The following is a 17653-nucleotide window of genomic DNA, read 5'->3' as shown; positions in this document are numbered from 1 at the left end:
ATAGACTTAAAAACCGAAGTTAACTTATTTTAAACGAAACTCTAATTAAAAACAATTAGTCTTTCTCAATAATACTTAATGCTAAACGAATTTTAAAATAGTCGATACTCTCATTAAAATAATCAAAATACGCACGGAGCGCTTTTGGAGAACCAAGAGCTTTTTTAGCTTTTCGTACAGCTTCAACATCGCTTTTAGAAACAAAATCGTATAGATTAATTTCTTTGCCCATGCTGTATAACTTAGCAATATGCGAGTAAACAGTGGTTGTACCTAACTTACGCTGCATAGCAATTTCATCTATTGATAAACCCGATTTGTACAAATTGTATGTCTTTATATAAGTATCACCTTTTTTAACTTTTTTAGGTTTAGACCCCATAAAATTCATGATTTCAGCCATAAACTCATCACCATAAACTTCAAGTTTACGCTGCCCTACTCCACTAATTCTTAAAAAATCGTCATCACTTAATGGGCGCTCTTTTTCAATTTCTTTTAATGTAGCATCACTAAAAACTAAATAAGCAGGAATATCTTCCTCTTGTGCTATTTTATATCGTAATCTCCTAAGGCGTTCAAATAAACTATTAGCTACAACCTTAGTTTTTGTTCTTGTTTTTGTTTTTGTGGTTTTGCTCCTTTTTGTTCGTGTATGTTTCTCTTTAATAACAGGTTTTATTTCTGTAATCACTAATGGTTTTGTTAGCGCGACTTTGGCTCCTTTAAACAGCACATTATTTGAAAACTCGGTAAGTTGCAAAGCATTATTTTTATGAAATGCAATTTCGCAAAACCCTTGATTTATAAGTTGAATTACAAAATGTTGCCAATGCTTCCAAGCAATATCATTACCAATACCAAACGTGCGTACATTTTGATAACCTTTTGCCAAAACAGCCGCGTTTTGCGAACCACGAAGCACATCGATAATCATTCCCATCGCTTCTTTTTCTTGTAAACGATAGACTGCCGAAAGAATTTTTTGAGCAATTACAGTACCATCGAAAAACTGTGGAGGATTTTTACAAACATCGCAATTCCCGCAGTTGCCACCAAGCAACTCTCCGAAGTAACTTAATAGAATTTTACGTCGGCATGTGGTTGACTCTGCAAACTGTTTCATTCTATCTAATTTCGCTATCTGTACAGCCTCATTGGTAGCACCGCTTGCAAAATTTTGTAATTGAATAACATCGGCATAACTATGAAATAATAACGCATGCGAGGTTAAGCCATCTCGTCCTGCACGCCCAATTTCTTGATAATAACCTTCAATGTTTTTAGGCATATTATAATGCACCACCCAACGCACATTAGATTTATCTATTCCCATACCGAAAGCAACGGTTGCACAAACAATTTGGGTTTTATCACGAATAAAAGATTCTTGAACTTTACTTCGTTTATCAAAATTTAACCCGGCATGATACGCTTCCGCATGAATGCCATTGGTTTTTAATTTTTTAGATAGCTGTTCTGTAGTTTTTCGGCTTAAGCAATAAATAATTCCCGACTGGTTTGGTCTGGCATTTATAAATTTAACTACTTGAGAAATTCGGTTATTGGCCGTTCTAACTTCCAATCCTATATTTTTTCTATCGAAAGATGAAATAAAACGCTCGGCATGTTCTATGCGTAATTGTTTTACAATATCTTCTCTAGTTGCTTTATCCGCAGTAGCAGTTAAGGCAATAAACGGAATATTAGGTAATGTAGATTTTAAAAAACCAAGTTGTTGATACGATGGTCTAAAATCGTGTCCCCAAGAAGAAATACAATGCGCCTCGTCTATAGCAACACAGCTAATATATTTTTCAGTTAAAATATTTTGTAACGCCGCTAAACTTTCTGGAGCAACATAAAGTAGTTTTATTTCTGCTGTAATAACACTTTCTATAATAGCAAATTGCTCTTCGCTACTTTGGCTACTATTAAAATAAGATGCAGGAATACCATTGGCGTTTAAACCATCGACCTGATCTTTCATTAGAGCTATAAGCGGAGAAATAACAATGGTAACGCCTTTAAAGGACAACGCCGGAAGCTGAAAACAAATAGATTTACCACCTCCTGTTGGCATAATAACCAAGCAGTCTTTTTTATTGAGTACAGACTCTACAATATCTTGTTGATTTACTCTAAAAGAATCGTAACCAAAATAGTTTTTTAAGTTTGAAAACACCTGATCGTTAGTGGCTGTTCTGGGCATTAATTTAAGTGTAAACGGTAAACATTAAAAGCATAATGTTTTACCATTCGCGCTTTTTATTTAATTCCTCCAGAGCTGCTAGATCTTTTTGTGAAACTACTTTTAAGAAAGATGAATGTTGCTCTATAGCATATTCTATCTTTTCTACGATATCTGCATGCGTATCGTTTTCGTAATCTATTTCTAAAGGTTCTTTAATTTCAAAAGATTGAAATATATTTTTCTTCTTAATAAATAATCCTTTTTTATCAAACGATCTACGAAAACCATCGATAACAATTGGTACAACAATTGGTTTGTAACGTTTAATAATATGCGCTGTTCCTTTCCTGATAGGTTTAAAAGGTGTAGTTGTACCTTGTGGAAAGGTAATAACCCAACCATCGTCTAAAGCTTTCCCTATACTAGAAATATCGCTCATTTTAACCTGACGATTAACATCTTTACCTTCCGATCTCCAAGTACGCTCTATACTAATAGACCCCATGTAAGCTAATATTTTTGGTAATAAACCAGCTTTCATCGTTTCTTTGGCGGCTATATAATAAATGTTAAGTTTTGGATCCCAGATATAACCTATGTTTTTTATAGAATCTGTTCTTCCGCTTAAACTCGCATTAAACACATGAAACATCGCTACAACATCTGCAAAATAGGTTTGATGGTTTGATACAAAAAGCACATTGGTACCAGGTAAATCTTTTATAATTTCAGAGCCTTCAATTTGAAGTTCATTAAAGCCACGAAACCTTCTATGTGTTATCACACCAAAGATTCTAATTAGCCATTTCTTTAAAAACAATATATGTCCGAACGGATTTCTTTTAAACAATCCCATAAATCACACGTCAAATTGATTAGTTAATATACTAAAATACAAATGTAACAATTCTAACAGATTACAAAAGCTGTTTTAATAAGTCTTTAATTTCGCTAAGCATCATTGCTGTTGCTCCCCAAACTACATGTCCGTTTAAATTGAATGCAGGCACCTCGACTTCAATACTATACGAGGTTTTTACTGTTTTTTTAATGACTATTTTTTCATCTAAAAAATGTTGCAATTTTATTTCTATAATGGCCTCAACTTCATCATCTTGTTTAATAAAATCGGGTTGATTCTGCAAAACACCTATAAACGGATGCACATAAAAGTTACTTGGCGGAATATAAACCTCGGTTAATTCTCTAATAACCTTAATATTTTTGATAGGCACACCAACCTCTTCAAAAGTTTCGCGAACTGCTGCATCTTGCAACGATTTATCGATAGATTCTAACTTCCCACCGGGAAAAGCGACTTGTCCAGAATGCGCGCCTTTGTAGACTTTCCGAAGTATTAAAACAAAGGTTGTTTCGTTTTCGTTATTAGGATAAAATAAAGCTAAAACACCTGCTTTTTTAGCATTTTTAATAGCGTCCTTCTGCTGCCTTAAAAGTTCTTGCCTAAAAGAAGGCACCATTTTAAACTGAGAAGCCTCGGCTGGTAGCGGTATATTTTTTATTTTTGAAATCGATTCTAAAAATTCATCAAAATTCATTGATATGCGTATAGGTTTGCTTTTGTGTTTCTTTTTTTTATTTCTGAATTGTGAAGATAAACAATCTAAGAAGAAAATAACAACAGAAACGGTAGTTACAAAAACGACTAAAAAGGATGCTAAACCTAAAAAAGAGGATACTTTTGAAAAGTTAGATTCCAAAAGTGCTATGGAGTTTTTTCTAGAATATGATAAACACCATAAAGAGAACAAAGTACGTATAACAACCGATTTTGGAAGTTTTGATATTTTACTCTATAATGAAACTAAATTTCACAGATCAAATTTTATTTTTTTAACAAAGCAAAAATATTTTGTGGATACACAGTTTTATCGCGTTATTGACAATTACATGGTGCAAGCCGGAAATAGCGATGATGTGAAAATTTCTAAAAAGCGAGGAAAAATAGGTAAATACTTGCTTCCGCCAGATACTAAACGTGGTTTTAAACATGATAGAGGCGTTATTTCGATGCCAAGTAGTGCCATTGAAAACCCACATAAACTAGCGTCGCCGTACGAGTTTTTTATTATTCAGCAACATGGCGGATCGCATTTTCTAGATGGCGATTATACTGTTTTCGGACATGTAACTCGTGGGATGGATGTTATTGATAAAATTGCAGCTGTAGAAACCGGTAAAGGCGATTGGCCTTTACAGAATATATATATTCGTGATTGTGAAATTATTGAATAGCCACTTGCTATTTCGCTCTTAATTTTAGTTCAAAAACAAAACACAAATAATACAGGAAGTACGATACCTATAATTGATAAAGGCTGCTTAATAGTATAATTTACTAGGCTGCTTTGGGTTAATTTATAATACCTTATTTCTAAACATAAAAACAGAATATAAAGCCACAAATAATAGTAAAACGCATAATAGAGTGCAAACACCCCTGATTTATCAATCACTTTAAATGCCATAAATAGAATTACTGCTAAAATATTAACCACCCTAATAATTTTTGTCGTGGTGAATTTTTTAAATTCCTTATGGTTCTTCCTTTCCATTAAATTGTAATCAAGCTTTCCTTCAAAATATATCCTTTTTAAAGAGCCAAGAGAATAACTTTTATCAAGGCAAACAAATCTATTCTACAGGAAAATCGAAATAGGTTTTAGGAAATGGTTCCCATCGTAATGTAAAATGCCACCATTCTTTTGAGTAATTTCTAAAACCATGCTTAAGCATAACCTTTTGAAGTTTTTGTCGATTTTCTTTTTGTTTTTCTGATATGTGTGGATAATTTACCCATGAGGCTTCACCAAAAAAATCGTAAGGACTTCCCATATCTAGAATTTCTCCTGTACTCCCATCTACCAAAGTTAAATCTATAGTACTACCTCTACTATGCCCAGATTTGGTTGCTATATATCCGGCTTTAAATAATGTTCTTTTTTTAATTTTAGGATAAAAAATTGTTTTATTCACCGTATCATTTAAGTCACGGGCCCATCGCATAAAATGGTTTACACCTTGTTGCGGTCTATAACCATCGTACACTTTTAGGCACAAATTTTCATCTTCCAATTCTTCTTGTACTAAACGCAAGGCCTCTGCAGCCTGCTTAGTTAGAATTAAACGATTAGAGTTATAACCATCTACGGGTTGCCCAACAAAGTTATAATTGGTGTTATAGCGTAATTCTACATGCAAATCTGGTATAACTTCTTTTACATAAACAAAACCCTCTGGTAATTGTGCAAATGAAACCACAGAAGAGAGTAAAACGAGATAAAGATATTTAAAATTCATAATAGCGAAGTTAGCTAAAATAATGTTTCACTAAAAATTAGGCATAAAAAAAACCGAGTTCCCTCAAACTCGGTTTTCTATCATTTGCTTTAGTATTATGAGGTTAGATTTGGGATTCCATTTCAACAACATAATGCAAATACTAATTAATTAATCCATTGATCTAAAAAATGTGTTATTTAGAACTGTTCAAATATATAATTTTGAAACGTAACAAAACGACTAAATACATATGAAATCGATGAAATACATTAAATTTTAACATTTATAGACGAAATATTTAAAATAACCGATGAAATACATGTTTTTTTTAATTCCGAGAAATCGAAAAACAAAACATTATAACACAAAAAAAGCACCCGAAAACGGATGCTTTTTTTCTAACTAACCAATCAAAATATGAGTTACAACTCTACAGTTTAAAGTAACCACTCAATAAACTTTTACATAAAGTGTAACGTTTAATCTAAAAGCAAACGGCGTGCCAAACTTTATACTTGTATCTTTTTTTTAGATAGTTTTAACTAAAATAATTCAATTATGGGCATTAGTATTTAAAATATAAAAGTGAGATATTTGCTTAACTAAAAAAAAGCATAATTATATATGAATAGAGTACTTGTATTATTACTAGTTTGTTTATTGGTTTCTTGCGGAGAAGAACAACACGATTTAACTGTTAAAGGCCATATTGATGGTTTAAAAAAAGGAACTGTTTATCTTAAAAAAGTAAAAGATTCTACACTTATTAATGTAGACTCTTTGGTTATAAGTGGAAATCCTAATTTTGAATTACATAGTACATTAGAATCTCCAGAGGTTTTCTTTTTATTTTTAGATAAAAACAGTAAGAGAGAAGATGGTATTTCGTTTTTTGCAGATAAAGGTATTACAGAAATAAACACATCTCTTAAAAACTTTATGTACGATGCTAAAATTACAGGGTCGGAACAACAAAAAGTAATGGACGATTACAAAACCATGATTAGCCGATTTAACGATAGAAACTTAGATTTAATAAAAGAGAAGTTTGATGCTCAAATAGCTGGCGACACCACTAAGCTAAAGAGCTTAGAAAAGCAATATAGCACCATTTTAAAGCGTAGATATTTGTTTACGGTTAATTTTGCACTAAATAATAAAGATAGTGAGGTTGCGCCTTATTTAGCTTTAACCGAAATATACAATGCTAAAACAAGTTTATTAGATACTATTAACGTATCGCTAACCGATAAAGTAAAAGCATCTAAATACGGAAAGGAATTACAAAGATTTCTTGATGAGATTAAGGCTGTTGAAAAAGAGTAACGAAACTTACTTTTTAAGCATAAAAAAAGACCTTTCAAATTTGAAAGGTCTTTTTTATTTTTAAGAGCCGATGGAGGGACTCGAACCCACGACCTGCTGATTACAAATCAGCTGCTCTAGCCAGCTGAGCTACATCGGCTTTTTTAACGAGTGCAAATATAGTATCTATATTTAGATATGCAACATAAATGTCAAAAAATTTATCCTAAATTGTTAATTTTTTCGATTAAAGCCAATCCTTTAGTTTCTAACTCTTGGTTAATTGCTTTAAAATGCGCTTTTGCGTTATCGTTTTTAGCGTTTACTTTAACTATCAATTCATCGAAAGTAGCTATTGCTTCATCAATAATTGCTTCACTTTGTTTAGTATCTTTATCTGTGTTTGCATATTCCCAAACATATACTGCTTCTATAATATCACCTAAAACATAATTAATGTCCTTTTTTAGGTTTCTAACATTTGCCATTTTAATTGCTTTTAAATTTTTTACAAAATTAAACATAAACTTCTAAACCGTTTACATTTTTAGTACTATTTTAATATTGCACTGCTATTACTGCACTAAAAGTTAGTTTTACTTCCGTTTTAAAAGAAGAAACTCTGTTTTATTTCCCAGAGTAGGTTACAAAATTGCGCGGTGTCTCATAGAGTGTAATCTCTAAAGCTAATTTATCATCTAGCTTCGGCTTTAGTTTATTGTAGATTACCACAGCAATATTCTCGGCTGTTGGATTTAAATCTTTAAACTCTGGAACTTCAAGGTTTAGATTTTTATGGTCGAGTTGATCTTCAACTTCTGCTTCTATAAGATCTTTTAAAACCTTCATATCCATTACAAAACCAGTTTCCTTATCTATTTCACCGGTAACACTAACTATAAGTTCGTAGTTGTGCCCATGAAAATTAGGGTTGTTGCATTTACCAAAAACGGCATCGTTTTTTTCAAAACTCCAATCTTTGCGATACAATCTGTGTGCCGCATTAAAATGTGCTTTTCTGTTAACTGTAACTTCCATATTAAGCTATATTTATATGCTCGTAAAATTTTTCAAAAATAATTTTAAACCATTCTGTATATTCTTCTGGATGTTTAGCCATATCAACTTTCACATCTTCCACAAGCATCCATTTCCAACTTTCAACCTCATCTGGGTTTATAACAGGTGCATCATTATAATGCCCTACCATGATATGATCGAATTCATGTTCTGTTAATCCATTATCAAAAGGAGCTTTATATATAAAGGATGTGGTTTCTTTTAACTCCGCTACAAAGCCCATTTCTTCTTGCAACCGTCTTTTACCCGCTTGTAAATTACTTTCACCATCGCGTTGATGGCTACAACATGTGTTAGTCCAAAGTCCAGGAGAATGATATTTAGTTAATGCACGTTGCTGTAACATCAACTCATTTTTATCGTTAAAAATAAATACAGAAAATGCACGATGCAAAACTGCTTTTTCATGAGCTTCCATTTTTGGCATTAAACCAATTTGCTCATCTTTTTCGTTTACTAAAACAACTTTTTCTTCAATCATAGAACACAAAAATACCAACTAATTTTTAAAATAAAGAATAATACCAATTTAAACGGAAGAAGCCTACCTGCCAATGTATACTTAAAATGAGGTTATAATGATAATTAGAAGGGGTTTATCTTTTTTAAAATTTAAAACCTTATAATAAATGTATTTTTACGGCTATATTTGCAATCGCTTTTCAACATAAATTTATGAGTTTTTTAAAAGAAATACAACGCAGACGAACTTTTGGTATTATCTCGCATCCCGATGCCGGTAAAACGACCTTAACAGAAAAATTACTTTTATTTGGTGGAGCCATCCAAGAAGCTGGTGCCGTAAAAAGTAATAAAATAAAGAAAGGAGCCACGAGTGATTTTATGGAAATTGAACGTCAGCGTGGAATTTCGGTAGCAACCTCTGTACTTGCTTTTGAGTACAATGGTATTAAAATTAATATTTTAGATACACCTGGTCACAAGGATTTTGCTGAGGATACATTTAGAACGCTTACTGCTGTAGATAGTGTTATTGTTGTTATTGATGTTGCAAAAGGTGTTGAGGAACAAACGGAAAAACTAGTTGAAGTTTGCCGTATGCGAAACATCCCGATGATTGTTTTTATTAATAAAATGGATCGTGAAGGTAAAGATGCCTTCGATTTATTAGATGAAGTTGAACAAAAACTAGGTTTAAAAGTAGCTCCTTTAAGTTTCCCAATTGGAATGGGTTACGATTTTAAAGGTATTTATAATATTTGGGAGAAAAACGTTAATTTATTTAGTGGTGATAGTAGAAAAGATATAGAAGAAACTATTGAAATTTCCGACTTAGCATCACCAGAATTAGATAAACTAGTAGGAGAAAAAGCAGCCAACACACTTCGTGAAGAGATTGAACTTGTTGAAGGTATTTATCCTGAGTTTGATAAAGAAACATACCTTAATGGTGAGCAGCAACCTGTGTTTTTTGGTTCTGCCTTAAATAATTTTGGAGTTCGCGAATTGCTAGATTGTTTTGTTGAAATAGCACCAAAACCGCGACCAAAACAAAGTGAAGAACGTTTAGTAAAACCTGATGAAGATAAATTTACTGGTTTTGTATTTAAAATACATGCCAATATGGATCCAAACCACAGAAACCGTTTAGCCTTTGTTAAAATTGTTTCGGGAGAGTTTAAACGTAACGCGCCTTATTTACACGTTCGCCATAATAAAAAAGTAAAATTTTCTAGTCCGAATGCCTTTTTTGCAGAAAAGAAAGAGATTGTAGACATCTCCTACCCTGGTGATATTGTAGGTTTGCAAGATACCGGAACTTTTAAAATTGGTGATACTTTAACAGAAGGTGAAATTTTAAACTATAAAGGTGTACCGAGTTTTTCTCCAGAACATTTTAGATATATTAATAATGCCGACCCATTAAAATCGAAACAACTTTTTAAAGGTATCGACCAATTAATGGACGAAGGTGTAGCACAATTATTTACTCTAGAACTAAACGGAAGAAAAGTAATTGGAACAGTTGGAGCACTTCAATATGAAGTTATTCAATACCGACTAGAACACGAGTATGGTGCTAAATGTACCTATGAGAATTTAAATGTTTTTAAAGCTTGCTGGGTTGAACCAGAAGATCCTAAAAACGATGAATACAAAGAGTTTGTGAGAGTGAAACAACGTTTTCTTGCAAAGGATAAACAAAACCAATTGGTGTTTTTAGCAGATTCGGCTTTCTCTTTACAGATGACACAACAGAAATATCCAAGTATTAAGTTTCATTTTGTTTCTGAATTCTCTTAAAATATAAAAAAGCCACTTTTTAAAAGTGGCTTTTTTTATGTTTTATATTTTGCTCTTATTTATCTAAGCAAGACTTTCCGTTTATACTAGTTACTATAAATTCACTACGTCTATTTTTATTATGTTCTTCTTCTGTACAAGTAGATCGATTATTAGAATCGCAATCACAATGGTTTATTAACTGAGATTCACCATAACCTTTAGCTGTTAATCTACTAGCCTCTATACCTTTACTTATTAAGTAGTTTTTAGTAGATTTAGCTCTATTGCTAGATAGTGTCTCGTTGTAAGCATTGGTACCTCTACAATCTGTATGACTACGTATATCAATTTTTAAAGTTGGATATTGATTCATTAAAACCAATACCTTTTGTAAATCGACTTCAGCATCGTATCTAATATTATACTTATCAAAATCGAAATAAACCACAGGAATATCTAAAATTTTAGCTAAATCTGCACATGGTGTAATGGCTTGGATATTAATTTCCAAATTCAGATTAATTACCATATCCTCTGTCCCCATTAAGGTTACAAAGTTCTTTTCGTCTCCTATATAATCTGTCTTTTCTGCACGAATTAAAAAGGGTTCATTACAAGTTAACTTAGAAAAACTATAAGCTCCTGCTTGATCGGCAATAACGGTTTCTATTTTATCTCCAGCTTTAGAATACAATGTTACCGTTGCCTCCGCTAGTAATTCTTGCGTATTTTTATCTAATACCGTTCCCGTTACAATTTGCTCACACTCTATCGCTTTAAAGCTGTAAATATCATCATCACCTTTTCCGCCTTCTCTGTTTGATGTGAAGAAACCTTCTTTAGTTCCTAAATTTTCATAATAACCAAAATCGTCTTTAGAACTATTTATTGGCTTTCCTACATTTTCAACAATTAAAGGTTGATTACTTTCACGCTTATTTTCAAAATCTCTAACTACATAAACATCTAAACCTCCTAAACCTGAAAGTCCGTTTGATGAAAAATACAAATCACCTATTTCATTTATAAAAGGAAACGTTTCTTGAGCCTCTGTATTTATAGAAGCACCTAAATTTTCAGGATCACCTAAAGTACCATCCTCTAGAATATCTACTTCATATAAATCGGATTGACCAATAGTTCCTGGCATATCGGAAGCAAAGTACATTTTAGTTCCTCTTACATTAATGGCCGGGTGTGCTACACTATAATCACTACTATTAAAATGAACAGATTCTACATTACTCCAATCTCCATTTATGTTTTTTGTAGCTTTAAATATTTTTAACCTATTTACACCTTCATCATCTTTTTTATAGCGCTTTTTATAATAATTATTTCTTGTAAAATACATAACCTCATCATCTGGAGTAAAAGCAGCTGTAGACTCGTGGTACTTTGTATTAATATCTTCATTAAAGGCTACCACATTTTTATAAGAACCATCGGCTTGTTTTGTTGCTTTGTATAAATCTAGGTAAGGTTGCTTGTTCCATTGGTATATTTTGTCTCCTAATCTTGAAGAAGCAAATATTAATTCATCTTTATATTGATTGGTTCCAAAATCTGATTTTTCAGTATTCAAATCCAGATTTACAACTTGCAAGTCTCTACTTAGCGATAAAATAGACTCTAAATAATCTTTTTTACTAGCAAAAGCTTTCCCTCTTAAATCATCTTTATTAGCCTCATAAAATTTTTGCATCCAAGCATCAGACTCTTCATAAGATTCTGTTGCTTTTAATGCTTGAGCGTACCTAAAGTAGTATTCACTATCTAAAGCGGTCTCTCCAACTTCTTCAAAAAGTTTGCCGTACCATTTGGCGGCTTCTTTCATTTCGTTATTAAAATATAATGAATTGGATAATTTTTGTAATAAGCTAACCGAAGTGTAACCATTATTGGCTACTTCAAGTAAAATATCACTTGTTTTTGCGTACGAAAAATTATCGTAAGCTTTATTTGCTTTTTGATAATCGGCCTTTTGCGAATAACTTAGTACTGCACTTAGACTTAAAAATATAGTTAATATGTGTATTTTCATTTTCATAAGGTTAGGCTTTAAAAGAATCTTGGGGATAATAAACGTCCTGCTTTGCGTAATTCAAAACGTAACATAATTTCGTGAGAACCACTATTGTAGTTATTTAAACCAGTGGTTGTTAAATCGTATGCATAACCTACATATAAACCATCTGATATTTGAAAACCAGTAAGTAAACTTACAGAATCGTCCCAACGCCATGCTAAACCAAGCGTTAATTTTTCTCTATATAATCCATTTAATGATATATCGCCAATTACCGGTGCTCCAGAAACGGCTTTTATAAATGCTGAAGGTTTCAGTTTTAAATCATTATTAATATCGAATACATAACCTGCAATGGCATAAAAATTTATACGCTCTGTAGCTATCGATTCTATAAAATCATCGTAATGATCTGTGGTTAATAAATTAGGTGCAGAAACTCCTAAATACCATTCTCTATTACTAACGTATACACCAACACCAACAGTAGGTGATAATCTACTAATAGGCTCATTAAAAAGAGGATCGGTTGTTTGATACTTACCTTTACTCCAATCTGTACTTAATTGATGAAGCCCTGCTTTAACCCCAAATGATAAGGTAGTATAATCGTAATCTAAAGGTATGCTATAACTTAAATTGGCATCGATATATGTTTCTTCGGCTGGCCCTAAAGCATCATTTACTACAGATAATCCTAAACCAATACGCTCGTTTCTTAAAGGTGCATGGATACCTAAAGTTTGCGTTTTTGGAGCACCATCGATCCCAACCCATTGTGTTCTATATAAACCGGTTATACTTAAAACCTCTCTTTGCCCTGCGTATGCCGGATTGATACTCATAGTATTATACATATATTGAGTATACTGCGGATCTTGCTGTGCAACGGCATCTAAACTACTAAATATGACTAAGCACATTAATAATAGAAAAGACCGTGTATTTAATTTGAATTCTTTCATTTTTATAAATTCTATTTCTTAAAGATAATATTATCTGTTAATATATAACCATCCTACTTTAGGTTTCAAACCGTTTCCTAAGTCTAAAACATAATAATATGTTCCTACTGGAAGTTTTTCTGATTGCAGTACTGTAGTTCTACCATCGGAAGTTCCATCCCATTCGTTACTGCTACTATAGCCTTTTTTCTTGTAAACTACATTCCCCCAACGGTTATAAACTTCTAAACTGTTATTTGGGTAATTATCTATACAATTAATAACTAGAGTATCTCCATAGCCATCTCCATTAGGTGAAAACTCATTTATAACAGATACACAACCAAGCTCTGTAACTGTGGCATCTTCTTCTAAATCGCCATCAAAATCATCACCATCATCACTTATATCGGCAACAATTTGATTGTTAGCAGTTTTCCCTGATACAGAAACACTATTGCTAACGCCTCCTGCGTTTAAAGCTTGCTCGTTAATTGTAAATGTAGCAGTGTAAGTTGCTATTTCTCCAATTAACAAGGTACCTTCTGGACTGCCTAAATCGGCACTATCAAAAGTTGGCTCACTAGTTAATGTTAGTGTTTCATCATTTGCATCTAAGAAAGTATCTATTAAAGCAATCTCTGTTAAATTGTAATCTCCAGTATTTTCAACGTAAATAGAATACCTAATTTGTTCTCCTAAATTTGTTCCTGCTGCATCTGCTATTTTAGTGACAGTTATTTCTGCAACGCACCCAGTTGATATTGGACTACATGGATTTGTTTCATCTGAAATCCCCGTTGGAATTGCTTCCGTACTTGGGTCATCGATTCCTGTTGTTTCTTCACAATCGGTAAAACCATCACCATCTGTATCAACAGAACTTGTACATGTTGCTTCATTCACTGTTACCGATACAGTTGCTGTATCACAACTTTGTGCTGTTTCGTTATCACAAACCGTATAGTTAAATGAATCTGTACCATTAAATCCTGAATCTGGCGTATATGTTACAACATCATCACTCGGATCGTTTGGTGTTCCGTTTGGATCGGTGATTACTACTGTTCCATTTGCAGGATCTGTAGTTACTAATGTCCCTATTGTTGGAACGTAAGTATCATTTTCATAAACATCGACCACTAAAGGTGCATCTTCTTCTGTTTCTACTGTATCTGGTTCTATATCTACAGGTGTAACCGTTGATGTATTTACCGTAATGGTTACAGTTGCCGTATCACAATTACCAGGAACAGCAACTTCACAAATTGTATAAGTTACAGTGTATGTTCCAGGTGTTGTATTAGGAGCAATATCTACACTTCCGTCCGTATTTACTGTTAATGGTCCGTTGGTGTTTGGTGTTACCGAAATATCATTAACATCTACAGCTACTCCGTTTAAATTATCATTATTTAAAAGATCTGTATATGTAATTCCTGCACTACCTTCTGTTACTGTAGCCGTGTAATTATCTTCTATGGCATCGATAGGTGTTGCTTCAACTATAATAGTTACTGTTGAAGTGTCACAATTTGAAGGATTTAAATTCTCACAAATTGTATATGAGACAACATAAGTACCTGCTATAGAACCTGAAGGCACAATTACATTACCATTAGCATCTATTGAAACACCATTTAACCCATCATTACTATCTAAAGTAATTGTGATATCTGTATCCAAAACAGGATCCCCGTTTAAAGTATCATTGCTAGTAACATCACCAACATTTCCTCCTGTAGTTCCGTTTATTGGAGTTGTACTAAAATCATCAACCATCGCATCGATTACTGCCGGTTCAACTACTACGGTTACTGTTGTAGTATCACAATTGGTTGGGTTTAAATTTTCACAAATAGTATATGTAATATCATAACTACCTGCAAGTGTTCCTGCTGGAACGTTTACAAGTCCATTAATATCGATACTAGCTCCTACTAAACCATCATTATCATTAAGTGTAATAGAAATATTAGCATCTGTTACAGGGTTTCCATTAAGTGTATCATTCAAAGTAACATCCCCTACAACACCTCCATCAATACCGTTAATTGGTGTTGCTGTGAAATCATCAACTATTGCATCTATAACCGCTTCTCCTACTACCACAATAGCTGTAGTTGTATCACAATTAGTCGGGTTTAAATTTTCACAAATAGTATATGTTATGGTATACGTTCCTGAAGTTGAACTTGGAGGCACAATTATACTTCCATCATTATTAATAGCAACTCCAATTAATCCGCCATTATCATCTAAAGTAATATCAATTGAATTATCATCTACAAGAACTCCATTTAATGTATCATTTAATGTGACATCTCCAGCTGTTCCTCCTGTTTGCCCATCAATTGTGGTTGCACTAAAATCATCACTAATAGCATCAATATTTGCAGCTCCAACAACAATAGTTACTGTTGCTATATCACAATTTGAAGGATTTAGCACTTCGCAGATTTGATATTCTAAAACGTAAGTTCCTGCCGTAGTGTTGGCTGGAACATTTATAGTTCCGTCTGTATTTATTGTTGCTCCATTTAACCCTGCGATATCTGTTAACGACACTACAACATCATTATTTGCAAAAGGATTTGCGTTAATAGTATCTCCTCCGAATACAGAAGCGGTAATACCTCCAGTTAATCCGTTAACTGGCACTGCCGTAAAATCGTCATTAACAGCTTCAATAACTGGAGCTTCAACAACAATAGAAATCACGGCATTATCACAGTTTCCTGAATTTATGTTTTCGCAGATTTGATAAATCACACTGTAAGTTCCTGCTGCAGTTCCAACAGGCACAGTGATATCTCCATTGGCATCAATTATAATCCCTGTTAATCCACCATCATTAATTATTGCTATAGTTACTTCTGAAGCTAATACAGCATTACTTTCTAGTGTATCATTCAATAAAATATTTCCTGGCGCTCCACCTTCAGAACCATTAATTGGTAATGCAGTAAAGTCGTCATTTATAGCATCTATTGTTCCTGCTCCAACTTCTAAAACTGCAGTTGCCGTATCACAGTTTGTTGGATTTATAACATCACAAATTTGATAGGTTATAGTGTACGTTCCTGCAGAAGTTCCTGCCGGAACCTCGACAACTCCATTTGCTGCTATAGCAACACCTGTTAATCCACCATCTGAAGTTAATGTGACATTAACTTCACTTGATGTTATTGGATCTCCATTTAGTGTATCATTACCAAGCACATTTCCAACAGCTCCACCATTTGTCCCGTTTACCGGACTTGCAGTAAAATCATCAACAACAGCATCAATTATTGGTAAATCAATTACAATTATAGCAGTTGCTGTATCACAGTTTGAAGTGTTTAAAACTTCGCAAATTTGATATTCAACATTATAAGTGCCTCCTACTGAATCCTCAGGAATATTAATTGTTCCATCGTTATTAATGGTTACTCCTATTAATCCGCCATCATTAACTATACTCGAAGTTACTGCTGTATTAACAAAAGGATCACCATTTAAAGTATCATTTGTATATACTGAAGTAGTTGTTCCTCCATCTAAACCGTTAAAAGATGTTGCTGTAAAATCATTATTAACAGCATCAATAATAGCTGCACTAACTAATACGGTAACATTTGCAGAATCACAGTTTGTTGGATTAAGGTTCTCGCAAATAGTGTATTCTATTGTATAAGTCCCTTCAGGTGTATTTGGCGGAATAATTAAATTTCCATCGGCGTCAATACTCGCACTTGGTATACCACCATTATCAGTAATAAATATTTTTCCATCATCGATAGGATCTCCGTTTAATGTATCGTTTAATGTAACATCTCCAGCAATACCACCTTCTAGTCCATTTATAGGGTTTGAAGTGAAATCATCATCAGTAGCTCCGATTGTTGCGGGCTCAACTACAACTGTAACCGTAGTAGTATCGCAATTACTTGAATTTAAATTCTCGCAAATAGTGTAAATCAATACATAAGATCCAGCAGGTGTACCAGCAGGCACATTTACCTCGCCTGTAGCACTAATACTAGTGCCTACTAAACCACCATTATCATCTAATGTAATTGTTATTTGAGAATCTGTTACCACAACACCATCCAAAGTATCATTAAGAGTAATATCCCCTACTATTCCTCCATCATATCCATTTATAGGCGTTACACTAAAATCATCAATTATAGCATCAATAACTGCTTCTTCAACAACAATTATTGCTGTTGTAGTATCACAGTTCGTCGCAACCGCTATTTCACAAATAGTATAAGTTATTGTATATGTTCCTGAAGTCGTTCCTGCTGGTACGATTACATTTCCATTGGCATCAATACTTACGCCTATAAGTCCCCCATTACTATCTAAGGTTATATTAATTTCTGAATCATTTACCGCAACTCCATTTAAAGTATCGTTAGCAGTAACATCACCAGCAGTTCCTCCTGTTTTTCCATTTATAGGAGTTGCTGTGAAGTCATTTATAACAGCATTGATAGTTCCACCAACTTCAATATCTACAGTTGTGGTATCACAGTTACTTGGTACTGCTTTTTCACAAAT

General features: G+C 33.2%; 13 protein-coding genes and 1 tRNA gene. 3 read left to right on the top strand and 11 right to left on the bottom strand.

Annotation, left to right across the window (positions count from 1 at the left end; translation table 11 throughout):
* Positions 1-55: 55 nt before the first annotated feature.
* From recQ to BM246_RS12945, 3 genes are all read right to left on the bottom strand, one after another.
* On the bottom strand, positions 56-2212 hold the full coding sequence (gene recQ / locus BM246_RS12955) for a DNA helicase RecQ (protein ID WP_074938456.1): 2157 nt from the start codon (positions 2210-2212) through the stop codon (positions 56-58).
* Between the two features lie 40 nt (positions 2213-2252).
* Complete coding sequence (locus BM246_RS12950) at positions 2253-3050, bottom strand: lysophospholipid acyltransferase family protein (RefSeq protein WP_042497856.1); 798 nt, start codon at positions 3048-3050, stop codon at positions 2253-2255.
* A 61-nt stretch (positions 3051-3111) separates the two neighbouring features.
* A complete protein-coding gene (locus BM246_RS12945; RefSeq protein WP_074938454.1) occupies positions 3112-3753 on the bottom strand; it encodes an NUDIX hydrolase in 642 nt (213 codons plus the stop codon).
* A gap of 4 nt (positions 3754-3757) precedes the next feature.
* Between BM246_RS12945 and BM246_RS12940 the strand changes: the two genes are divergently transcribed.
* Positions 3758-4450: a peptidylprolyl isomerase gene (locus BM246_RS12940; RefSeq protein ID WP_042506235.1), complete on the top strand. Its 693-nt coding sequence runs from the start codon at positions 3758-3760 to the stop codon at positions 4448-4450.
* Positions 4451-4849: 399 nt separating this feature from the next.
* Here the strand turns inward: BM246_RS12940 and BM246_RS12930 are convergent, their stop codons facing one another.
* Entirely contained in the window at positions 4850-5515 is a 666-nt protein-coding gene (locus BM246_RS12930; protein WP_083415805.1) for a M15 family metallopeptidase, read from the bottom strand.
* Positions 5516-6121: 606 nt separating this feature from the next.
* Here BM246_RS12930 and BM246_RS12925 point away from each other — a divergent pair.
* Positions 6122-6823, top strand: coding sequence for a DUF4369 domain-containing protein (locus BM246_RS12925; protein ID WP_074938452.1), 702 nt, complete (start codon positions 6122-6124; stop codon positions 6821-6823).
* A gap of 65 nt (positions 6824-6888) precedes the next feature.
* Here the strand turns inward: BM246_RS12925 and BM246_RS12920 are convergent.
* From BM246_RS12920 to idi, 4 genes are all read right to left on the bottom strand, one after another.
* Positions 6889-6962: transfer RNA gene (locus BM246_RS12920), tRNA-Thr, on the bottom strand.
* Positions 6963-7023: 61 nt separating this feature from the next.
* Positions 7024-7290, bottom strand: a complete 267-nt coding sequence (locus BM246_RS12915) for a hypothetical protein (protein ID WP_042498109.1) — start codon at positions 7288-7290, stop codon at positions 7024-7026.
* A 139-nt stretch (positions 7291-7429) separates the two neighbouring features.
* Positions 7430-7840: a 6-pyruvoyl trahydropterin synthase family protein gene (locus BM246_RS12910; RefSeq protein WP_042506240.1), complete on the bottom strand. Its 411-nt coding sequence runs from the start codon at positions 7838-7840 to the stop codon at positions 7430-7432.
* A 1-nt stretch (position 7841) separates the two neighbouring features.
* Positions 7842-8363 (bottom strand): isopentenyl-diphosphate Delta-isomerase, encoded by a 522-nt coding sequence (gene idi / locus BM246_RS12905; RefSeq protein WP_042497843.1) that lies wholly within the window; start codon positions 8361-8363, stop codon positions 7842-7844.
* 194 nt (positions 8364-8557) lie between these two features.
* Here idi and BM246_RS12900 point away from each other — a divergent pair, with 194 nt between their 5' ends.
* The gene (locus BM246_RS12900; protein ID WP_042497841.1) at positions 8558-10147 is read left to right on the top strand and encodes a peptide chain release factor 3; all 1590 of its coding nucleotides are present in this window, start codon (positions 8558-8560) and stop codon (positions 10145-10147) included.
* 55 nt (positions 10148-10202) lie between these two features.
* Here BM246_RS12900 and BM246_RS12895 read toward each other — a convergent pair whose 3' ends face one another.
* From BM246_RS12895 to BM246_RS12885, 3 genes are all read right to left on the bottom strand, one after another.
* Positions 10203-12173, bottom strand: coding sequence for an OmpA family protein (locus BM246_RS12895; RefSeq protein WP_231961858.1), 1971 nt, complete (start codon positions 12171-12173; stop codon positions 10203-10205).
* Positions 12174-12190: 17 nt separating this feature from the next.
* Complete coding sequence (locus tag BM246_RS12890; protein WP_074938448.1) at positions 12191-13123, bottom strand: PorP/SprF family type IX secretion system membrane protein; 933 nt, start codon at positions 13121-13123, stop codon at positions 12191-12193.
* A gap of 30 nt (positions 13124-13153) precedes the next feature.
* Positions 13154-17653 (bottom strand): T9SS type B sorting domain-containing protein (locus tag BM246_RS12885; RefSeq protein WP_074938446.1); only part of this gene is annotated, 4500 nt, incomplete at its 5' end.

It is taken from the genome of Algibacter lectus (assembly GCF_900112395.1).
Lineage (GTDB): Bacteria > Bacteroidota > Bacteroidia > Flavobacteriales > Flavobacteriaceae > Algibacter > Algibacter lectus.
Note: the sequence above shows the minus strand (reverse complement) of the source record. Positions and strands in the feature narration are given on the sequence as shown.